The organism is Bacteroides clarus YIT 12056 (genome assembly GCF_900129655.1).
GTDB classification, from domain to species: domain Bacteria; phylum Bacteroidota; class Bacteroidia; order Bacteroidales; family Bacteroidaceae; genus Bacteroides; species Bacteroides clarus.
In genome coordinates this window covers 58,080-80,727 of the sequence record NZ_FQWK01000003.1, presented here as the reverse complement: position 1 = coordinate 80,727, position 22,648 = coordinate 58,080, and the positions used below count along the sequence as shown (strand labels likewise).

Annotated in this window: 17 protein-coding genes; 10 read left to right on the top strand and 7 right to left on the bottom strand. The window is 51.2% G+C overall.

Annotation, left to right across the window (positions count from 1 at the left end):
- Positions 1-5: 5 nt before the first annotated feature.
- The 5 genes from BUB52_RS04965 to cdd all read right to left on the bottom strand — a co-directional run bounded on the left by BUB52_RS04965 (position 6) and on the right by cdd (position 7,505).
- Positions 6-1,898, bottom strand: a complete 1,893-nt coding sequence (locus BUB52_RS04965) for a TonB-dependent receptor (protein ID WP_039950663.1) — start codon at positions 1,896-1,898, stop codon at positions 6-8.
- Between the two features lie 64 nt (positions 1,899-1,962).
- Positions 1,963-3,384: an aldo/keto reductase gene (locus tag BUB52_RS04960; protein ID WP_009121729.1), complete on the bottom strand. Its 1,422-nt coding sequence runs from the start codon at positions 3,382-3,384 to the stop codon at positions 1,963-1,965.
- 172 nt (positions 3,385-3,556) lie between these two features.
- The gene (locus BUB52_RS04955) at positions 3,557-5,077 is read right to left on the bottom strand and encodes a 4Fe-4S binding protein (RefSeq protein WP_039950665.1); all 1,521 of its coding nucleotides are present in this window, start codon (positions 5,075-5,077) and stop codon (positions 3,557-3,559) included.
- Between the two features lie 81 nt (positions 5,078-5,158).
- Positions 5,159-6,760 carry an ABC-F family ATP-binding cassette domain-containing protein gene (locus BUB52_RS04950; protein WP_039950678.1) on the bottom strand — a complete coding sequence of 534 codons (1,602 nt, stop codon included), beginning with the start codon at positions 6,758-6,760 and terminating at the stop codon, positions 5,159-5,161.
- A gap of 262 nt (positions 6,761-7,022) precedes the next feature.
- Positions 7,023-7,505 (bottom strand): cytidine deaminase, encoded by a 483-nt coding sequence (gene cdd / locus BUB52_RS04945; protein WP_039950667.1) that lies wholly within the window; start codon positions 7,503-7,505, stop codon positions 7,023-7,025.
- A 99-nt stretch (positions 7,506-7,604) separates the two neighbouring features.
- On the opposite strand from cdd, the gene BUB52_RS04940 reads away from it, so the two are divergent.
- Positions 7,605-8,525, top strand: coding sequence for a glucosaminidase domain-containing protein (locus BUB52_RS04940; protein ID WP_039950668.1), 921 nt, complete (start codon positions 7,605-7,607; stop codon positions 8,523-8,525).
- Between the two features lie 87 nt (positions 8,526-8,612).
- Here BUB52_RS04940 and BUB52_RS15555 read toward each other — a convergent pair whose 3' ends face one another.
- On the bottom strand, positions 8,613-8,840 hold the full coding sequence (locus BUB52_RS15555; protein ID WP_139259693.1) for a hypothetical protein: 228 nt from the start codon (positions 8,838-8,840) through the stop codon (positions 8,613-8,615).
- Positions 8,841-8,950: 110 nt separating this feature from the next.
- Between BUB52_RS15555 and BUB52_RS04935 the strand changes: the two genes are divergently transcribed.
- The 8 genes from BUB52_RS04935 to BUB52_RS04895 all read left to right on the top strand — a co-directional run bounded on the left by BUB52_RS04935 (position 8,951) and on the right by BUB52_RS04895 (position 19,950).
- Complete coding sequence (locus BUB52_RS04935) at positions 8,951-10,198, top strand: efflux RND transporter periplasmic adaptor subunit (RefSeq protein WP_009121736.1); 1,248 nt, start codon at positions 8,951-8,953, stop codon at positions 10,196-10,198.
- A gap of 19 nt (positions 10,199-10,217) precedes the next feature.
- Positions 10,218-10,883, top strand: a complete 666-nt coding sequence (locus BUB52_RS04930) for an ABC transporter ATP-binding protein (protein WP_009121737.1) — start codon at positions 10,218-10,220, stop codon at positions 10,881-10,883.
- Between the two features lie 71 nt (positions 10,884-10,954).
- Complete coding sequence (locus tag BUB52_RS04925) at positions 10,955-12,058, top strand: ABC transporter permease (protein ID WP_009121738.1); 1,104 nt, start codon at positions 10,955-10,957, stop codon at positions 12,056-12,058.
- Between the two features lie 47 nt (positions 12,059-12,105).
- Positions 12,106-13,398: an ABC transporter permease gene (locus tag BUB52_RS04915; RefSeq protein WP_009121739.1), complete on the top strand. Its 1,293-nt coding sequence runs from the start codon at positions 12,106-12,108 to the stop codon at positions 13,396-13,398.
- A gap of 33 nt (positions 13,399-13,431) precedes the next feature.
- Entirely contained in the window at positions 13,432-14,670 is a 1,239-nt protein-coding gene (locus tag BUB52_RS04910; protein ID WP_009121740.1) for an FtsX-like permease family protein, read from the top strand.
- Positions 14,671-14,698: 28 nt separating this feature from the next.
- On the top strand, positions 14,699-15,979 hold the full coding sequence (locus BUB52_RS04905) for an ABC transporter permease (protein WP_009121741.1): 1,281 nt from the start codon (positions 14,699-14,701) through the stop codon (positions 15,977-15,979).
- A gap of 9 nt (positions 15,980-15,988) precedes the next feature.
- Positions 15,989-17,251 carry an ABC transporter permease gene (locus BUB52_RS04900; protein ID WP_039950681.1) on the top strand — a complete coding sequence of 421 codons (1,263 nt, stop codon included), beginning with the start codon at positions 15,989-15,991 and terminating at the stop codon, positions 17,249-17,251.
- Positions 17,252-17,346: 95 nt separating this feature from the next.
- Complete coding sequence (locus tag BUB52_RS04895; RefSeq protein WP_009121743.1) at positions 17,347-19,950, top strand: sensor histidine kinase; 2,604 nt, start codon at positions 17,347-17,349, stop codon at positions 19,948-19,950.
- A 19-nt stretch (positions 19,951-19,969) separates the two neighbouring features.
- On the opposite strand, the gene BUB52_RS04890 is transcribed toward BUB52_RS04895, so the two are convergent.
- Positions 19,970-21,205, bottom strand: a complete 1,236-nt coding sequence (locus BUB52_RS04890) for a fucose isomerase (protein WP_009121744.1) — start codon at positions 21,203-21,205, stop codon at positions 19,970-19,972.
- A gap of 210 nt (positions 21,206-21,415) precedes the next feature.
- Between BUB52_RS04890 and BUB52_RS04880 the strand changes: the two genes are divergently transcribed.
- On the top strand, positions 21,416-22,615 hold the full coding sequence (locus BUB52_RS04880; protein WP_022218728.1) for a pyridoxal phosphate-dependent aminotransferase: 1,200 nt from the start codon (positions 21,416-21,418) through the stop codon (positions 22,613-22,615).
- Positions 22,616-22,648 lie beyond the last annotated feature (33 nt).

Here is a 22,648-nt window from a genome sequence, read left to right as displayed (position 1 = left end):
TTTTGTCAGAAGTTGATGTTCACTCCGCCCATAACGGTGGCTTTGGGCATCGGGAAGCCGTCGTTGATTTCGTAACGTTGCGCCAGCAGATTCTCACCCCTTACAAAGAGGTCGGCATAACGGCATAAACGATAATTGGCACGCAGATTCCAAAGAACAAAACTTTCTTTCTTCTCCTTACCTTTGCTTACGTTGGTGTAAAGGTCTTTTATATATTGCACCCCGGTTGATACTCCCCAGCGGCCTCGTGTAAAGTCAACGCCCGCATAGAGTTTATGTTCGGGAGCGGCAACCACCGGATTCTCCATGTGCAGCCAGCTATAATTGGCGTTTACTTGCCAGTGAGGATTGATGCGGTAGCCGATATTGGTTTCGAAACCCCAGTTCTCAATCTCGCCGGTATTGACATTCTTGGGTTTGCCGTCCGTGGGAACGGTCATAATCATGTTGTCACCGTCGATGTAGTAGATATTTATGCCGTAAGACAAAGCACCGTCCAACATTCTTTGTGAGAAGGACAGCTCGTAATTCATCAGACTTTCTGCTTTTAAATCCGGGTTCTGCGGCGGAAACATGTACATTTCACGAATAGTGGGATTGCGGAATCCCTTGCTTACCATCGCCTTTATTTCCACCTGTTCGGGCAAGTGAAACGAAAGTCCGCCTTGCGGAATCCATTCCGTACCTACGTGCGAATGATGGTCTACACGGATACCGGCATTCAAAGACAGCCATTCGCCGAGGTCTTGACGGAAGTCGACATATCCGGCAAATTCATCCATTTGCTTGTCTACCCCCGGAATACGTTCGCCGGTGGCCACCACTCTGTTCCATGATTCGCCGCCGAAGTGCTGATAGTCGAAACCCATAGTCAGACGGTTGCCGGTGAAAAGCGTTGCGCTTTGGTACCACGACACGCCCAGCATCCGGTCTTTGGAATTGAAGTGGGATTCCTGCGGTGTTCCGCCGGGATGATAGCCGTCGTTGATTTTATGGCGTCCCCAGTTGTAAAAGAAACTCAAGGCGCCGGAGCTTTTCTCATAATGGTTTTCGAGAGCGAACGAAGTCATGCCGCGCGTGACGCGTGAATCATTGTCTATATACGGATTACCGGCTTCGCCCGGATTGGAAGCCTTGAATTGGGTGATATTTACGTCGCCCCACAGTTTCCAGGCATCGTTGAAGTCATACTCCAGCTTGGCGTAACCGCCGTATTGCTCGAATTCCATATCGTCGCGATGTCCGTCGGTACGGTTGTAAGAGCCGGTGACGATACTGCTGAAACGCCCTTTCTTGATGCGGTTGGAAACCTCCGTCTGTAATGTATTGTAGGAACCGTAACCAATTTGCGCATTGGTCTTTATGCCGTCTTCCTGCATCTTGCGGGTCACGATATTGATGACGCCGCCCATGGCGTTGGAGCCGTACAGCACCGAGGCGGGGCCACGAAGCACTTCCACCCGGTCGGTCAGCATGGTCTGATAGGCGTCGGCAATGGGGTGCCCCATTAATCCCATATATTGGGGATGTCCGTCAATCAGCACCAGCAAGCCTGCCGTAGGACTGCCGCCGATACCGCGCAGGCTCATTCCGCCCGCCGCTCCCGTAGACACGCCGTATCCCATGATACCGCGGCTCGTGGTGAACAGGCCGGGCACTTGCTCCGTCAGTACGGGCAGAACGGACGGCTGAAAACTTTGTTCCAGCACTTTGCGGTTGACTACGGAGATGGTCATTGGCAGATGCCGTATATCCGTTTCGTTTCTTGTTCCGGTGACTACCACTTCATCTATTGTCAGGCTTCCGGCAATGCGCGTGCTGTCTTTTGTTGTTTGCGCGAATCCCGCCATTGCCCAGATACCGGTTATCGAAAGGAGTAATATTGCTTTTTTCTTCATTCGTATTACTTTCTTCATTATTTGCTCCGCCAAAGATAGGGCGTATTTTCTTTCTCCGTTTGTATTATAGTCTCTCTTGTTTGAGATTTTCTACAAATAGGTCTATTTCCTGTAACTTTTTGGGAATATCAATGCCCTGCGGACAATGCGGGTTGCATTGGTTGCATCCGGTACAATGACTTGCCTGGCGAAGCTTCGGTACGCTGCGGTCATAGCCGATGAGGAAGGCGCGGCGTGCTTCGCGATAGTTCTCGTCCTGACTGCTTTTAGGCACATTGCCCTCGTTGATGCATCGGTTGTAATGCAGCAATATGGCGGGGATGTCCAGACCGTAGGGACAAGGCATGCAGTATTTGCAGTCGTTGCACGGAACGGTGGGATAGGTCAGCATCATCTGCGCCGTATCTTCCAGCAACGCCATTTCTTCTTCCGTGCAGGGGTCGAGCGGGGAGAAGGTGCGGAGATTGTCTTGCAGATGTTCCATATACGTCATGCCGCTTAACACCGTCAGCACATCGGGAAAGGTTCCGGCAAAGCGGAATGCCCAGGAAGCTACGCTGTCTTGCGGACGGCGTTGTTTCAGGCGTGCCATCAGGTGGTCGTTCAGTTTGGAGAGGCGTCCGCCCAATAACGGCTCCATGATGACGGCAGGTATGCCGCGCTTTACGAGTTCTCCATACAGATATTCGGCATCCGTATTGCGGGTATTTACTTCTTTGGCATGTTTCCAGTCGACGTAGTTCAGCTGGATTTGTACGAAATCCCATTTCAGTTCGTCGTGTCGGGAGAGGAGATAATCGAAAACTTTGATGTCGCCGTGATAAGAGAAACCGAGATTGCGGATGCGCCCCGCTTCACGTTCTTTCAGAAGGAAGTCGAGCATGCCGTTATCCAGATAGCGGCTGCGCAGGGCTTCCATACCGCCCATGCCGATACCGTGCAACAGCAGATAATCGATATAATCCACTTGCAGTTCACGGAAAGAGCGGTGATACATGGCAAGTGACTCCTCACGGCTGTGGGTGCTGGGACTGAAGTTGGACAGTTTGGTGGCGAGGAAGAACTTTTCACGCGAGTGGCGCTTCAGGGCGATACCCGTGGCACGCTCGGACATACCCTGCACATATGCCGGGGATGTATCGAAGTAATTCACGCCGTGGGCAATGGCATAGTCTATCAGTTCGTTGACGGCTTCCTGGTCTATCTCATCCCCGTTTCCGTCAGCCCGTTTCCGGGTAGGCCAGCGCATACAGCCGTAGCCTAATAACGATACACGGTCGCCCGTAGTAGGATTGGTGCGGTAGACCATCTTATCGGTAGGAATCTCGCCCAAAGCGGCCGATTCGCTGTCCGAACTGTTGTTTTTACCGGAACAGCCATACAGCGCGGCTGCCGATGCGAGCGTCCCTGCGCCGGCAAGCTTGAAAAAGTCCCGGCGATTAATCTTATTGCTATTATTATTGTTATGGTTATTATTCTTATCCATAAGTCCCCAATGATATTAATTGATTCAGTCGTTTATTTATATAATTCGTGATGATACTCTTTCATTACCTTGCCGCTTCATCACTGCTTCATCACTGCTTCAGCGCTACTTCAGCGTCTCATCACTTCATTATCTCATCACCTCATCGTATTACTGCTTTTTCACCTGGTCTTTACACCGTCCTGTGCATAATATGTCCTTCCACATAGATTGCGCTGAACGGGCGTGACGGGCAAAGATTCTCACATGCTCCGCAGCCGATGCAGCGTTCGGTATTGACAACGGGTATTTTTTTTGACTCCGGATTCCCGGGGTCTGAAGCTACCATTTGTATGGCGCTGACCGGACAATGGCGGGCGCAGTTTCCACATTCCACGTCATCGGTGATGCAGATGCAATTCTCCTTTATCCATACGGCGTGGCCTATCTGGATAGCAGATTTGTCAGCTTTCGTTATCGGCCGGATTGCACCTGCCGGACACACTTCCGAACACTTGGTACATTCGGGACGGCAGTAGCCGCGCTCGTAGGACATTTCCGGCTGCATCAGTTTCGTCAGGTCGGAAGAGGGGCGCAGTACTTGGTTGGGACATACGGCAACGCATAGTTGGCAGGCTGTACAGTGTTGCGCGAAATTGCGTGCGCTCAACGACCCCGGCGGAGTGATGGCGGCGGCACGTGCGGGTATCTTCTTATCTTCGATGACAGCCAGTCCGCCATCCACTTTCTTCTCTTGCGCCTTTAAGGCCGCGGTAGCGGCCAACACTGCCGTTGCCGAGAGGAATGCGCGCCGGGTATCATCTATCGGTTCGGCAGCACCGGTCGCTGCACGGGACTGATTCCGGGCAGCTACTTTCTCTACACCTGCTTTATGACGGCGGGTGTAGATGATGGCGCCCTGCTTACATTTATCCAGACAATCCATGCACGCCACGCAACGGCTGTAATCGATTTCGTGAGCTTTGGAGTTGATGCACGAAGCTTTGCAGTTGCGTGCGCAAAGTCCGCAGCCGTTGCACTTCGCTGTGTCTATAACCGGTTTGAAAAAGGAATACTTGGACAAGAAGCCGAGTACCGTACCCACCGGACAAATCGTGTTACAGTACGTACGCCCGCCTCTCCATGCCAATATGATGAGTACGGCAAAAGTAAGGGACGCTATGATGAACGTAGGCAGGCTTTTCATCCACACCTCTGTTTCATAGAAAGCGTAGCTGTCCGCCCGTTCCGCCAGGTATGCCAGCAGATTGTTGCCCCACTGGTAGACGGGAGCGAAAAGATTGGAAGCGATACGCCCATAAGAGCTGTACGGTTCGAGCAGCGAAGCGACCGCATGAAAACGTACCCCCGCAATGAGGGTGACGGCAAACAATGCCAGCATTCCATAACGCAGCCATTTTTTTGCGGGAGAGTAGCGGAAGCGGTTTTTCTTCCGTTTGCCCGCAAACCGGGAGATGACATCCTGAAATACGCCGAGCGGACAGATAACGGAACAATAGACCCGTCCGAACAGCAAGGTCAATACAACAAGCAGCAATACCACACCTACATTCAGTGCGAGCAGTGCGGGGAGAAACTGTATCTTTGCCATCCAGCCCATCCATCCGTGCAGCGTTCCGGTAAAATCGAGGAACAGGAGCGTGACGAGCGCAAAGAATACAATTGCAAGTGTCAGTCTGATAGTACGTAACATAGTCATAATAGTTTTATCGTCGCAAAAATACGGAGTTTATCATTAGTTTGTGTATATGGATTACAGTTGTTTTTACCAATTTTACAGAAAAAAGCTTATTTCTTGTTCAATTCCCGCTTCTTTCAGAAATTCCCGGTCGTGCGAGATAACAAGTATGGTACCTTGATAGTTACGTATCGCGGCCGTGATGATTTCAACGCTTTCGATGTCCAGATTATTGGTAGGTTCGTCCAGCATAAATATGTCGGGAGTGTTATCGGCAATCATCAGGCAGCAGAAGGCAAGGCGCATTTTCTCACCGCCGCTTAATTTGCCGCAAGGCTTGTTCCAAACGTCCTGCGGGAAAAGATAACGGTTTAAGATGGTCTTTATTTCATGTTCCGGCAGATGCCGCAGATTGAAGGTTTCCGCTTGTTCCGAAACGGTATATCCATTTTGGATAAGGGAGTATTCCTGATCCAGATAAACATAGGTAAAGTCTGCACGCTCTATCGCTCCGCCGGTCGGTGCCAGTTCGCCGGTAATCAGTTTCAGCAGGGTTGTCTTACCGCTGCCGTTATTCCCTTTAATGCACAATCGGCTGCCGCTGCGCAGCTGAAAGCTGAGGGGAGCCGGCCAAAGATTTGCGTCGCTGTCCGGGTAATGAAAATTGATATCCCGTGCCGTAACGAGTATTTTGCCTGTATGCAATGCCGGGGCGTTGAAGTCTGTTTTCAACTTGTCGGTTCGCGATAAGGAGCCTTTCAGGCTTGTTATTTCCTGCTGAATCTTTCCCGCCTTTTCGGCGTGGACATTACTGAGCCTGCTACTGCTGTTTTCGGCGTGATTTTTCAGGCCGCCCAACAGGATACGCGGAATACCTTTCTTTATGGAAGCCTTTTCGCCTCGTGTGTTTTGCCTGGCTTTCCGTTCTTCCACTTCACGGGCGGTTTTGCGGGCGAGGCGCAAAGCCTTTTCTTTTTCTTCCAACTGCTGTTGCAGGGCGTTGCGGTGCACTTCCTTCTGTTCTTTATAGAAGTCGTAATTACCGCCGTAGTAAGCCAGTCCGTTGCGGGAAAGCTCGCAAATGGCGGGTAGCAGGTTTAGCAGGGTACGGTCGTGGCTGATAACGAGTACCGTAGCCGAAGTGCGGCGTACGAAATCATACAAGCGTTCCCGTCCGGCGGTATCCAGATGATTGGTCGGCTCGTCCAGCAGTATGGTGTCCGGCTTTCCCAGCTCCATGCCGGCGAGGAACAGGCGTGTTTTCTCTCCGCCGCTCAACCCCTTTAACGGGCGCAAAAGGGAGATACCGGCCAACTGCCATGCGTCGAGCGCGGCTTGGGCTCGTTCTTCGATATTCCAGTCGTCATCGAGCCGGACGAAGTGTTCTTCCGCCGCATCACCGTTCAGGATGGCGTGGAGAGCGGTTAGCTTACGGTCTATGCCCAATGCCTGCGCAACCGTCTGTCCGTCGTACTGCCCGAAATGCTGGGGCACATGGAAAAGATGCCCGGAGCAATACGCGCTGCCGCCGCCCGGCGATACTTCTCCCGCAAGGATACGCATCAGGGTGGACTTTCCGCAACCGTTGTTGCCTGTCAGCGCGGTCTTTTCTCCGGAATTGATAATCAGATTGAGGTTGGAAAACAAAACTTCCTTATCGGTATGGATATAGCTGAGGTCTTTGATAATGATACTCATAAAAATACTGTGTTCAGGGTAGATAACATAGGTGTCCGCATGACACATTTTCAACTCTCGCAAGGCTGTGGGGAACAGACAAACACAGTAAGGGCCAAACATACACCTTTTGAGTGATGCTCAGCGTTCTGATATGAAAAGCATGTATAAAGTGATGTTTACCGAAATGTGCTGTCTTTACTTAACTATTCTCATCGGTGGTATTTATTGGTTAGCGGTTGCAAAGGTACGCATTTTATTTATAATAAGGTACACATCTTGTTTATAACATGGAAGACGCATCGAATGAAAGCGGCAGCAATGCGCTTACATTCTTCAGTTCATAAATGCCTTTTTCGCCGAACAGCAAGATGCGCATGGGGCGTTTGAAGCGTTTCTCCGTTTCGAGCATCACCTGCCGGCAGGCGCCGCATGGGGGAATGGGTTCTTCCAGAAACTCCCCGCGTTCGTTGCGGGCGGCTATGGCAAGCGTTTCTACGGCTTGGTCGGGATATTGGGAGTTGGCATAGAACAAGGTGGTGCGTTCCGCGCAAAGTCCCGACGGATAGGCTGCATTCTCCTGATTGGTACCTGTAACAATCGTATTGTTTGCCAATCGGGCTGCCGCGCCCACGGAGAAATGCGAGTAGGGGGCATAGCTGCGGAAAGTTGCCTGACGGGCGGCATCCATCAGCTCGCGGTCGGCGGCACTCAGTTCTTCGTAGTCGTATATCTTGATAGCAATCTGTATGTTCAGGTCTTTCATAGAGTAATGGTTTATTGTAATTAATGTTACAAAGATAGGAAAGAGATTGGTTTTTTCAATTCTTTTGCAGACTTTTGTGTCAAATTCAACATTTGAAGCATGAAACCTATTTTCAGACTGACCGCTATCATAGCGCTTCTTCTTGTTTCCGTAGCCACGCAGGCGCAACGCAGAAACTCCCGCTACAATGAATACATAAAGGAATATGCTCCGCTTGCCGTAGAGCAGATGAAGGAACATAAGATACCCGCCAGCATTACGCTGGCGCAAGGTCTGCTGGAAAGCGGTGCGGGGCAAAGTACGCTGGCGCGTAAAAGCAACAACCACTTCGGCATAAAGTGCGGAAGCAGTTGGCGGGGACGCAGCGTGCGGCACGACGATGATGCCCGTAACGAGTGTTTCCGCGCCTACCGCAATCCGAAGGATTCCTACGAAGACCACTCGCTTTTCTTGAAACGCGGCGCCCGCTACGCTTTCCTGTTTAAGTTGAAGATTACCGACTACAAAGGCTGGGCGCGCGGCCTGAAAAAAGCGGGCTATGCCACAGACCCCTCTTACGCCAACCGCTTGATAACCATCATCGAGGACTACGACTTGTATAAGTATGATAGCCGCGGCATGAGCAAGCGTGAAGCCCGCAATTGGGAGAAGGAATTGAAGAAGAAGCCCTGGCTCGCCAATCCGCACCAGGTGTATATCGCCAATGACATAGCCTATGTCGTGGCACGTGACGGAGATACCTTCCACTTCCTGGGCAAGGAGTTCGGCATCAGTTGGCGCAAACTGGTGAAATATAACGACCTGCACAAAGACTATACCTTAGAGGCCGGCGATATCATCTATCTGAAAGGCAAGCGCAAGAAAGCGGCCAAGCCTCATACCGTTTATATCGTGAAGGACGGCGATTCCATGCACTCCATCTCGCAGACGTACGGCATCCGCCTGAAGAACCTGTATAAGATGAACCGCAAGGATGCGGAATACGTGCCGGAAGTAGGCGACAGGCTGCGTTTGAGATAAGCGGATTACGGCTTTTATATTCTATTGTAATTCAGTGAGGTGCGCGTACCAAAGAGATACCGCGCTTTGGTACGTCGTGTACCCTGCTTAGGTACGAAGCGTACCAGCCTTAGGTACACGTCGTACCAAGCGTTGGTATTCCTTGTACCGGCTGTTGGTATCGGCTGTACCAAAGGTTGGTATTGCCGTTACTAAAGCATGTTGTCGGCGGGATGTGCCTTGCCTGTCCCTTTTGTGTACCGGCCCGCTATCCGAAAATGTACAGAGTGTCCGAAAACGGACACTCTTCTTTTTTGTTTTAACGCTTGTTTTCAATGATTTACATTTTTGGCACGGATTTCGCAAGTATAAGGACGAAGAATCGCGGCTGTCCGTTTACGCGACAGGACGGCGGCAACATAAAACAGTAAATAAAGACAGAGAATATGGATAGAGAGATTCCGAAAGAAGTTCGTAACAAAGAACGTAACAAGAAAATCATTCGTTATGGCGGCATGGGCGCTGCGGGTATCGTCGTTATCAGTGTACTCATTTCGTTGATGCGTACCGGCGTGAAAGAAAAAGACCTTGTGTTTTCTAAAGTGAACCAGGGCACTATCGAGGTCAGCGTAAGCGCTTCAGGCAAGGTGGTTCCTGCCTTTGAGGAGATTATCAATTCGCCTATCAATACCCGTATTCTGGAAGTATATAAGAAAGGTGGCGACAGCGTGGATGTAGGCACGCCTATCCTGAAGCTGGACTTGCAGAGCGCCGAAACCGATTATAAGCAGAAACTGGACGAGGAACAGATGCGCAGCTACAAGCTGAAACAGCTCAAACTGGAGAACATGACCAAGCTGAATGACTTGCAGATGAAGATAAAGGTTTCTGCCATGCAGCTGAACCGCAAAAAGGTGGAGCTGCGTAATGAGCAATACCTCGACAGCCTCGGCTCCGGCACTACCGATAAAGTGCGTCAGGCGGAGCTGAGCTATAATGTGGCCGAGTTGGAATACGAACAGTTGAAGCAACAGTATGCCAACGAGAAAGAAGTGCTGGATGCGGAATACCAGGTGCAGGAATTGGATTTCAGCATTTTCCGCAAGACGCTGGCCGAAACCAAACGTACGCTGGACGACGCGCAAATCCGTTCGCCACGTAAGGCCATCCTTACTTACATCAATAACCAGATTGGCGCGCAGGTGGCGGAGGGTTCGCAGATTGCCGTCATCTCCGATTTGAGCCACTTCAAAGTAGAGGGCGAGATAGCCGATACGTACGGCGACCGTGTATCTGCCGGCGGCAAGGCCGTTGTGAAGATTGGCAATGAGAAACTGGAAGGGGCGGTCAGCAGTGTCACTCCGTTGTCCAAGAACGGCGTTATCTCCTTTACCGTACAACTGAATGAGGATAACAACCGCCGTCTCCGCTCCGGCCTGAAAACGGATGTGTATGTGATGAACGCCGTGAAAGAGGACGTGTTGCGCATTGCCAACGCTTCTTACTATGTGGGACGTGGGGAATACGAACTGTTTGTCCGCAATTCCGATAACGAGATTGTGAAGCGCAAAGTACAGCTGGGCGATTCCAACTTTGAGTTTGTGGAAGTTATTGGCGGCTTGCAACCGGGTGATGAAGTGGTGGTGAGCGACATGAGCCAGTATAAGAACAAGAATAAGCTGAAACTGAAATAACAATTAAATACTTACCATTATGATTAAGTTAACTGGCATCAACAAGATTTATCGTACGAACGAGATTGAAACCGTAGCGTTGGAGAATGTAAACCTCGAAGTGAACAAGGGGGAATTCCTCAGTATCATGGGTCCTTCCGGTTGCGGTAAGTCTACTTTGCTGAACATTATGGGTTTGCTGGATGCGCCTACCGGCGGAACGATTGAAATAGCCGGCATTAAGGTGGATGGCATGAAGGACAGGGAACTGGCGGCTTTCCGTAACCGGAAGCTGGGGTTTGTGTTCCAGTCTTTCCACTTGATTAATTCGCTGAATGTACTGGATAACGTGGAGCTGCCTTTGCTGTACAGAAAGGTGTCGGCCAAGGAGCGTCGCCGTCTGGCAGAGGAAGTATTGCAGAAGGTGGGTTTGAGCCACCGTATGCGCCACATGCCTACACAGCTTTCCGGCGGTCAGTGCCAGCGTGTTGCCATTGCGCGCGCCATCATCGGCAATCCGGAGATAATACTCGCCGATGAGCCTACCGGTAATCTGGACTCCAAGATGGGTGCGGAAGTCATGGAGCTGTTGCATCAGTTGAATAAAGAAGACGGACGCACCATCGTAATGGTGACCCACAATGAAGAACAGGCCAGACAAACCAGCCGTACCGTCCGCTTCTTCGACGGCCGTCAGGTAGAATAATTCCCGCCCTTCATCCCCCATAACTCATAACTTATAACTCATAACCCATAACTTATCCCCCCCTCATCACCATGCAAACCATTCGTCAAGCCCTTATGCTTCTGCGGCAGAATCCGTTGCTGAGTACCATCTTCATATTGGGTACGGCATTTGCCATAACCATGATTATGGCGATTGTAATTACCTGGCAGATGAAATATGCGGATATGGAGCCGGAAGTGAACCGCAGCCGTTGCTTATATATAAGTAAGATGCATTTGCAGGGCAAAGAAAATAAGGAGTGGAATACTTATAGCTCCTGTTCGCCGGCTTTTATGAAAGAGTGCGTGCAGCCGTTGCCGGAAGTGGAGGCTTGTACGGCGTTTGTTCCGGCGGGAGTTGCTTTGGTTTCCATGCCCGATGGCACTAACAGCGTAAAGGTGGATGCCATGGAGACGGATCCGGGTTTCTGGAAAGTGTTCCAGATGCAGTTCGTCGCCGGACGCGGATTCGATGATTCGGACCGGGGCGGTGATGTGTCCGCTATTGTGATATCTGCTTCTGTCGCCCGGAAACTGTTCGGTACTACGGATGCGGTAGGTAAGACGGTGCTGCTGAACCGCAACGAGGCGCGTGTGTGCGGGGTGGTGAAGGATGTGTCCGTAATAGCCAAAGACGCTTACGCACAGGTGTGGCGCATGTATCCGGCCGATTTGCAGGATGCCGTTTCCGTTCGGAACTATATCGGCGCGCATACGGTCGTTGCGCTGGCGCGCTCATCTGCCGACTTTCCGGCCATCAGGCAAGGAATGGAGAAACGGGTGAAAGACATTTTGGGGCTGATAGGTACATTCTGGTTCCGTACCCGCCGCCGTCGCAATGAAATAGCTTTAAGGCTTGCGATGGGCAGCACGAAGAAGCAGATATTCTGTTTGCTTATGGGAGAGGGATTGCTGTTGCTGACCCTTGTTACGCTCCCGGCCATGATTGTATGCTACAATGTGGGCATTGCCGAATTTACGATGGGACATACCGAATTGATTACCACCTGGCCGGTGGAATGGAGTTTCCTTCGTTTCCTGTCGGGCACGTTGGGCGCATGGCTGCTGATGGCGTCGATGGTGATAGTGGGAATCTGGTTTCCGGCGCAGCAAGCTGTCAGCATACAGCCGGCAGAGGCATTGCACGAAGAGTAAAAGTAGAAAACTGATTATAGTGTACTGTTAAAATAGCGAATGAACAGATGATAAAGCAATATTTTACACAAGCGTGGGCGCAGCTTCGCCAGCAACCGTTGATGAGTGCGGTCGGTATAGCCGGTACAGCGCTTGCCATCTTCCTGATTATGCTGGTGGTAATGATGCAGCAGGTAAAGGTGGCTCCTTTCGCGCCCGAAAGTAATCGCGACCGCTTTCTGCACGTCAAGTCGATGAGCATCTCCAACTCGAACTGGGGCGAAGGGACGAGCAACGGACCGATGAGCGTGCAGACCGCCCGTGAATGTTTCCAGTCGCTGAAAACACCGGAAGCCGTCACTATTTATACCATTTTCCCGGTATCCACACCTGTTTCTTTGCCGGGCAAGCCGGCGGTCAGCGTGGATTTGCGGCAGACGGACGACATCTTCTGGCGTGTGTTCGACTTCTCCTTTATCGATGGAAAGCCCTACGATAAAGCCGTATTCGACGCCGGACAACCGGCGGCCGTACTTACGGAAAGTGTAGCGCGCAGCCTTTTCGGTACGACCGATGTGGCGGGACGTGAATTTCTCCTCAGTCATGCGCCCTATCGCGTGGCCGGTGTCGTGAAAGATGTGTCCACGCTGGCGGATTGCGCTTACGGGCAGGTATGGGTTCCGTATACCTCGACGGGTATGGATAATGATACGTGGAACGACCGGCATATGGGAATGATGAGTTGCACGATACTGGCGCGTAGCCGGGATGATTTTCCCGCTATCCGCCGGGAAGCCGAACGCCGTAAATCGGCGTACAACACGCTCATCGGAAAGAACGGCTGGGAACTGATTTACCGTAACCGTCCCTACGACCAGGAAAAGAATGCCATCGCTTTCGGCGCCAATATCGAACCGGATGTGGATGCGGCCCGCCGCCAGCGGATTATCATCTTCGTTATCTTGCTGATAGTGCCTGCCATCAATCTTTCGAGCATGACGCAGAGCCGTTTGCGTCAGCGGGTAGCGGAAATCGGGGTACGCCGTGCTTTCGGCAGTACGCGCATGGAGCTGATGGGGCAGATTATAGCGGAGAATCTGGTGATAACCTTATTGGCCGGTATTGTCGGCCTGCTGCTGAGCGTGGTTTTTGCGTACGTGGGCAACACGTTGCTTTTTGCGCAGGAGTTCAGCCAGACTTTGAATCCGCCGGAAGTGGACGCTTCAATCCTGCTGCATGCTTCCACCTTTGCCTGGGCGCTGCTCTTTTGCTTTGTGCTGAACTTGATGAGCAGCGGTTTTCCGGCATGGCGCGCTTCACGTATCGGGATAGTGAATGCATTGGGTGGACGGTTGCACTAAACGCTCGTCGCTAACTATTAATCGCAGAAAGAAATGACTAAGAAACTTTTGGTACAGATAAAGAATGAATGGCGCAATAACCTGTGGCTGGCTTTGGAACTGCTGGTTGTGAGCGTTGTGATGTGGTTTGTGGTAGATTATCTCTATACGCGTGCAGCTACCTACTTGGAACCGCGAGGCTTTGACATCAGTCATTGTTACCTTATTGAGATGGGAAAACTCACGGACAAGAGTTCTGATTATATTCCGAACCAAACCGATGAACAGGAAGATGCCGATATTCTTGAACTTGTAGACCGCTTACGCCGCCGTCCGGAAATTGAGGCGGTAAGTCTCTCGCAAAATTCCTATCCATACAATGGCAGCAATTCTACTGATATGGTTCGGTATGATACACTGGTTTCTGATAGTTGGACTATCCGCCGTATGGTAACTCCCGATTTTGTACGTGTGTTCCGTTATCAGGGTACACGCGGTGAAACGCCCGAACAGCTTGCCGGGATGTTGGAAAAAGGAGAGTTCCTTGCTTCCGATAACCTCTACCGGAAGTACGGTCGTCCGCTGACAGAACTTGTAGGCAAACGTTGCCAGCTTTTTGGTGATACAACACAAACTTATCGATTGGGGGCGGCTTTAAAGGATGTACGTTACAACGACTTCCAACAAGCTCGAAGCTCTTATACTTTTCTCTATAAACTGGACTGGTACGATATTGGGTTGGAACTTTGCTTGCGTGTCCGGGCTAATCAAGACCATGATTTTATCCGGCGCCTGAAGGCGGACAGCGAGAAGCAGTTCCGCATCGGCAACGTCTATATTTCCGAAGTGCGTTCTTTTAAGGATATCCGCCGTAATTTCCAGCAGTCATGGAGCAATGATTTGCGTAATTACGTGATGGGAATGGGATTCCTGCTGCTGAATATCTTCCTGGGGCTGCTCGGCACTTTCTGGTTCCGTACCCAGCAGCGCCGTTCGGAGATTGCCCTGCATAAGGCGCATGGAGCATCGGACATGAGTATTTTCGTCCGTCTGATAAGCGAAGGACTGCTTTTGCTGTTACTTATCACCCCGATAGCATTCATCATTGATTATAACCTGGCAAGCATGGAACTGAATTCTTGGCGCAACGGTACGACGCTGGAGTGGGGGCGTCTGTTGCTTTGCGCGGCCGTAAGTTTCGTCCTGATAGGATTGATGATTACGATTGGTATCGGTATTCCGGCGCGTAAGGCGATGAAGGTACAACCGGCGGAAGCTCTGCACGATGAATGAATTCAAGAAATTAAACCGATAACAGAATATGATACGTCTTTATTTTCAGCAAGCGCTATATCATTTGCGCGAGAATCCTATCATAACGTGGGTTTCCGTACTGGGTACGGCATTGGCCATCTGTATGATTATGGTGCTTGTCATCACCTTTCAGGTAAGGCTTGTGGACTGTGAGCCGGAAGTGAACCGCAGCCGTTCGCTGTATGTGTCTGCCATGTCCGTCAAGAACAAGGGTGGGAGCGACGGTGATTCGTCCAACGCCCGCATGTCGGTACGTACGGGGCGCGAGTGCTTTAAGAATCTCACCACGGCGGAAGCGGTCACGTTGATTTCCTTGCCCGAAAAGGTACGTGTGTCTTTGCCGGCGGGCAACAAGGCCACTGCCGACATGGTGCAGACGGACGATGCCTTTTGGTCTATCTTCCGGTTCCGGTTTCTCAGCGGCAAGGCGTTTACAAAGGCCGACAGCGATGCCGGACTGCCATGCGCCGTGCTGAGCGCTACGGTGGCGCGCCGCCTGTTCGGCACGACGGACGTTGCGGGAAAAACGGTACAACTGAACCATGTGGAGTACCGTATATCCGGTGTGGTGGCGGATGTGTCCGTACTTGCCACTTCTGCTTATGCGCAGGTGTGGGTGCCTTATACTTCCACGGATATTAACCGGCTGACGTGGTGGGAAGACACTATGGGACAGATGAGAGCGGTTATCCTCGCACATTCCGTAGCCGATTTTCCGGCTATCCGTGAGGAGGTGGAACAACTCCGCCGCAAATATAACGACGGGCTGCGTGACTCGGAAGTGTTTTACCGCGGGCAACCCGATGAACAGTTTGCCAATCTTTACCGCAAGTGGAGCGAAACGCCCGATACCAAAGCCATTATCCTGCATTACACGCTCGTTATCGTCATTCTGTTGCTTGTACCTGCCATCAACCTGAGCAGCATGACGCTTTCCCGTATGCGTAAGCGCATGGCGGAGATAGGCGTGCGCAAGGCTTTCGGGGCTACGGGTGGGGAGCTGATGCGCCAGATATTCTTTGAGAACCTGTTGCTGACATTGTTTGCCGGCGTATTGGGACTTGCGCTGAGCTATGCCGCCACTTTCCTGCTGAACGGCTTCCTCTTCGACAACAGCACCAATGCCTACCTCAGCGGTGAAACCACACTGACACCGGGCATGCTGCTTTCGCCCTGGGCGTTTCTTGCGGCTTTCGGCTTCTGCTTGCTGATGAACATCCTTTCGGCGGGCATACCGGCATGGCGCGCTTCGAGAATGAATATAACGGATGCGATTAACCAAAGGTAAACGATGATTATGAAAACGATATTGAAACAAATAAAGAACGAGTGGAGCAGCAATCTTTTTCTCTTTGTGGAGTTGCTGCTGGTCTTTGTCGTGCTGTGGTATATTGTGGACTGGACGCTTGTCACCACACGCGTCTATCACGCTCCGATGGGATTTGATACGGAGCATTGCTACAACATTACCGTAAGCAGGCTGGGAGCGAACTCGCCTCTTTATAATCCGGAGCTGACTGCGGATGACGATATGGATGATTTACTCCGGCTTACGGACAGGCTGCGTCATTGTCCCGGTGTAGAGGCCGTCGCCCTTTCGCAAAACTGTTTTCCGTACAATGAGGGTAGCAACGGCATCGACTTGGGCATTGACTCTGTGGCCGTCAACGCGCGTCTTCTTTGGGTCACCGCGGACTTCTTCCGTGTCTTCCGTTACTCCTTTACGGAAGAAGCGGATTTCGCCAAAGTAGAGGCCGCACTCCGTAACGATGAACTGGTGGTATCTTCCAACCTCACCGAAGGACATCCGGAAACGGGCGGTAGCGCATCTTTGCAGGGACGGGAAGTTTCGCTTTTGAACTACGGTAAGGACGTCCGCCGCCGCATCGGTGCGGTGGGTACGCCTGTGCGCTGGTCGCATTTCCATACGCCGTCGCAGTGGGGCGGGGCTTTTGCCGCCCTTCCGCTTGACGTGAACAGGTTACGGGATTTTGCAGACCCCCGTTATATCACCGTCAGTTTGCGCGTTTCCGAAGATGCCGATAAGGACTTTGCCGAAAAGCTGATGGATGAGGCCGACCGTCTTTATCAGGTGGGCAACCTTTATCTGCTGGATATTACACCGTTCGGGCATTTGCGTGAAATCTGCGAGCTGGAAGACATGAACGAATGGAAGACACAGCTTTGCGTGCTCGGTTTCCTGTTGCTGAATATCTTTCTGGGCGTTATCGGAACATTCTGGTTCCGTACGCAGCAGCGTCGTAAAGAGGTTGCGTTGCGGCTGGCGATGGGCAGCTCGCGCCGGGGTATTTTCTCCTACCTCATGTATGAGGGGATACTGCTGCTCACGTTGGCGGCTCTGCCGGCGGCTGTCATAGCTTTTAATATCGGTTATGCCGAGCTGGTGGATGTGGGCAAGATGCCTTTCGATGCCGTACGTTTTTTATCGGCTCTCGTTTTGACATGGATGCTTATGGCGCTGATGATTGTTGCCGGAATCTGGTATCCCGCCTATGGAGCGATGAAAGTACATCCGGCCGAGGCATTGCACGATGAATAAAGTTTTTTTAAGGAAAAAGGTGTAAATTCTCAATATAACCTTGTATATTTGCGTGACTATAAAGAAGTTTACGCAGACAAATCAAAACAAACGAAATGGGAAAACACTTTTTCTTACTATGTTCATGGGCTTTCCTGTGCTTGATATCGGGAACACTTTCGGCTGCGGAAAACAACTATAACGTACTTTTCATACAATCATATACCAACAGCGCTTCTTGGCATGATAATCTTATTACCGGTCTGCAGAACGGCTTGGAGAAGGGTGGCGTAAAGGCTGACGTGGTAACGGAATACCTGAACGCCGACTTTTGGACTTTCGCTTCGGAGTGCGTTATCATGCGCCGTATATGCGAACGTGCCAGGCAGCGTAAAACAGACTTGATTGTGACGTCCAGCGATGAGGCTTTCTTTACTTTAACCCATTGCGGCGATTCTTTGCCGTATCAGATACCGGTGGTGGTTTCGGGCATTAAGTATCCCGATAAGAAGCTGTTTGACAGAATGCCGAACGTTTCGGGCTTCACTTCAAAGACGGATTTCAATGTGCTGCTTGAAGAAGCCATACGTCTGTTTCCCGCGCGCAAGGAGATTGTCTGCCTGACGGACAGCAGCTTCTTGAGCTCTAAAGGGGTGGAAGCGGTGGAAGATGCCTGGGTGGCTTTTAAGGAGAAGCATCCCGGATACAGTTTGAAGAAACTGAATGTGCAGGAGAAGTCCCTCAACACCATTATTACCTCTATCTGCTACGATTATCACGCGTATAAGCACATTGTTATAGCTCCTAAATGGATTCCTTTTCTTTCCTTGAAGCTGAAAGCTCCCGTATTTGCCAATCAGAACTTGGCGATGACGAGCGGCGTGTTATGCGTTTATGACGTAGAGCCGGCGACAGATACCTATGCTGCGGGCGTACAGGCGGCGGACATTCTGAAAGGGCGGTCGCCCGATTCGTTCGGGGTGGGGGATTTGGACGGTAAGTTATTGTTCGATTATAAGCAGCTGGACTTTTTCCATGTGGACGTGGAGAGCGTTGAGAAGCGGGGAACCATTCTGAATGTGCCTTTAATGGATCGCTATCGGGTTTGGTTTATCCTTTTCTATTCGGTGACGGTGGGCGCACTGGCGTTTCTTGTGGCCTGGCTTTATCGGAGCAACCGGCGCGAGGCTCGCAAGCGCATCCACGCGCAGACCCGTCTGCTGGTACAGCACCGTTTGGTGGAGCAGCGGGATGAATTCGATAAGATATTCTGCTCCATTCGCGACGGGCTGATAACGTATGATACGGATTTGCGGATCCATTTCGTCAACCGGGCTTTGGTGGAGATGCTGGGCTTATCGTCCGATACGTATATGGCACGTTCGTACGAAGGGCAGATTGCCGGCTCCATTTTCCATATCTACATGAATGGCGAGAATATCCTGCAAACTTTGTTGAAGCAGGTGATACGGGACAAGAAACCTGTTATTATACCGGAAAAGGCGTTCATGCAGGAGAATACGAAAGGCGCTTATTTCCCGGTTTCGGGCGAGGTGGTTCCTATCTTTGCGAAAGACAAGCTGACGGGTATGGCCATTGTCTGCCGTAACATATCCGAAGAGGAGATGCAGAGGCGTTTCTTCAATATGGCCATCGAAGAGAGTTCCATCTATCCGTGGCAGTACAACACGCGGCTGAAATGTTTCCACTTCCCCGGCGGATTGTTGCAACGCTTCAACTGCTATGACAATACGGGGTATATATCCAGGGAAGAGCTGGACCTGATTATTCATCCGGGAGACCTGCCCCGTACACGCAAGCATTTCAATGATATCATGCTGGGACACGAGCCGAACTCGCGTATGAGTTTCCGGCTGCAAAACGCGGATGGCGGGTACGAGTGGTGGGAGTTCCGCAGTACCGCTTATGACGGTCTGACGGCGGATATTCCTTATATGGTATTGGGTGTGTGCCAGAGTATTCAGCGCTATAAAGACACCGAAGACGAGCTTATCGCCGCCCGTGACCGGGCTTTGCAGGCCGATAAACTGAAATCGGCGTTCCTTGCCAATATGAGCCACGAGATACGCACTCCGCTGAATGCGATAGTCGGTTTCTCCGATTTGCTGAAAGACCTGGAAGCGTTTTCTTCGGAAGAAGTGCAGCAGTTTGTCGAGACCATCAATATAAACTGTACCCTGTTGCTGGCTCTGATTAACGATATTCTGGACCTTTCACGCATCGAGTCGGGCACAATGGACTTTCAGCTCTCTTCCTACAACCTTACGTTTATCATGCAGCAGGTCTACGACTCTCAGAGGCTGAGTATGCCGCAAGGGGTGGAATTACGCACCGACTTTCCGGAAGGGACAGGCAAAGATATCGTTACCGACTCCGTGCGTTTGAAGCAGGTTGTGAATAACCTGATCAACAATGCCAGGAAGTTTACCGCGAAGGGCAGTATCACGTTGGGATACAGCATGGAAGAACCCGGATACACAACCGTCTTCGTGGAAGATACCGGGGCGGGTATATCCGATGAAGACCAGAAACATATCTTCGAGCGTTTCTACAAGGCGGACAGCTTTACGCAAGGCGCAGGTTTGGGGCTGAGTATCTGCCAGACGATTGTGGAACGTCTGCATGGAACGATAACGGTAACTTCAAAGCTGGGCAGAGGAACCCGCTTTGAAGTCAGACTGAGCGACGATGTGATGTAATTGCGGAGCGTTTACAGCCTTATTCTATCCTCTTGCATCCGTTCGACTGCAAGAACTCGTCAAGTATTTGTTCATGGTTGCCATGCAACAGGATGTGATGGTTTCCCAGCGGATTTCTCAGGAAATATTCTGCCGGAGCATTCATTTTTATGCGTACCTGCGTGCGGCACATATTGATGTAATTGGTGTTCTCGATGAGCGTGCCCGTACCGAGGTAATACTCATCCAGGCATTCTCCGCCGCATTTCACGATTGTCACGTCTCCGGTGGGCAGTATTCCCTGTATGCCGATACCGCTTTCCGTTTCAAAGTGATTGCGGATGATGAACTGCTCTGTCTGCGCGATGCCGATTGTACAATGCGCCAGTATGATTTCGTTGGTGCGCGCGTTAATCATGGACGGGTTGGCCATGAAAGCGGGTTTCCCTGTAAGCACTTTGGCGGTGAGCATGGTGAATATGGATTGCAAATCGCCTTCGCATCCGGCGATGATACCCTCGTCGTTCAGCAGGGAAAGCGCCAGGCATCCGGTAGTGCCCGTCTGCTCTATCAGACGGAAGCAGCTCAGGGTGAGCGCACTTAAGCGGTCTTCGTCCACAATCTTTCGGATAGCCCGGTACAGGCGCATCGCCTTTATCATATCTTCGGGGGACGCTTCCCGGCAGGCAAGCGCTTTTCCGGCGAGGCGGGCGCATGCTTCGCCCACTTCGTCATCGGTGATTTGAGCGTAATATTCGTAGATGCGGTCAAGGGCGACATCGGTGTATTCCACTCCCCAACGCCGCTTGGCAAGCAGATAATCCACGTTGCTGGCAATGAGCCAGCCGGACGGGGCGCCTATCACGCCGATGCGCATCCCGAAAAGGCTGCGTTGCGCCATGAAGTTGCTGTGGAGTACAAAAATGCGTTTGATGATTTCGGACAGTTCGCCGTGAAGGATTTCGCTTTTCATGCCGCGTCCGCGCAGCCAGGAAGATATTTCGAGGGCGGCGGCGAGTGAGTTCTGCATGCCGTCCGCAAGGATGATGGCGGGGCGGGGAAGCGATTCGAAATGCTGGATGACCAGTCGTTCCACTCCGCCGGTGGCGATGAACAGGATGCTGAAGTCATCGGGGGTCAGCTTGTTAATATCTTGATAATCTATGAAATTGACGGTGAAATATTTCTCCAACTCAGTCAATATTATTTCATGGGAACTGCGAACAGATGCTTGCTTATGTAACAGTGAAGCAAAAGTTATTAGGTTGATGACCATGGTATTACTTACTATTTTTAATGTTGGTTTATGATAAAACGGTTGTAGTTGTCCATTTGTTTACTATTTCAAAGGTACAAGATTCTTTTGAAATAGCATAGTGTTTTTAATATAGATAAGGTTTTTAAAGTTTTTATGTCTTAGCTTCCCTTCAGTATCAAATAAATCACTACATTTGCGACTTAAATGATAAAATGATATAAAAAACTCATGCCAACAATTTCTATTCGCGGAATGGAGATGCCCGCATCTCCTATCAGAAAGCTGGCTCCTTTGGCAGATGCAGCCAAGCAACGGGGCACCCATGTATTCCACCTCAATATCGGACAGCCCGACCTGCCTACGCCGCAAGTCGCGATTGACGCCATTCGCAATATTGACCGTAAGGTGTTGGAGTACAGTCCCAGCGCGGGCTATCGCAGCTATCGTGAAAAGTTGGTGGGATATTACGATAAATACAACATCAAGCTCACCGCCGATGATATAATCATTACTTCCGGCGGTTCGGAAGCCGTGTTGTTCTCATTTATGGCCTGTCTTAATCCGGGGGACGAGATTATCGTGCCGGAACCGGCTTATGCCAACTATATGGCGTTTGCCATTTCCGCCGGCGCTAAAATCCGTACGATTGCGACGACCATAGAAGAGGGGTTCTCGCTGCCTAAAGTGGAGAAGTTCGAGGAGTTGATAAACGACCGCACCCGCGCCATCCTGATTTGTAATCCCAATAATCCTACCGGTTATCTGTATACCCGTCGCGAGATGAATCAGATACGCGACCTCGTGAAGAAGTACGACCTTTTCCTCTTCTCCGACGAAGTGTATCGTGAGTTTATCTATACGGGTTCCCCATACATCTCCGCCTGCCACCTGGAAGGTATCGAGAATAACGTGGTTCTGATAGATTCCGTTTCCAAGCGTTATTCCGAATGCGGTATTCGTATCGGTGCGCTGATAACGAAGAACAAGGAGATACGCGATGCCGTTATGAAGTTCTGCCAGGCGCGTTTGAGCCCGCCGTTGATAGGCCAGATTGCCGCCGAAGCATCCCTGGATGCCGGAGAAGACTACTTGCGCGATACCTACGACGAATACGTGGAACGCCGTAAGTGTCTGATTGACGGTCTGAACCGTATTCCCGGCGTATATTCGCCCATTCCTATGGGAGCGTTTTATACCGTGGCCAAGCTGCCCGTAGACGATTCGGACAAGTTCTGCGCATGGTGTCTTTCCGAATTCGAGTACGAAGGCCAGACCGTTTTCATGGCTCCGGCTTCCGGCTTTTATACCACTCCGGGTTCCGGCCGCAACGAGGTGCGCATAGCTTACGTCTTGAAGAAAGAAGATTTGACCCGTGCGCTGTTTGTGCTCTCCAAAGCGCTCGAAGCCTATCCGGGACGTACGGAATAGTTGTTCGGGAAGGTGTACCGGATAATCGGTCTG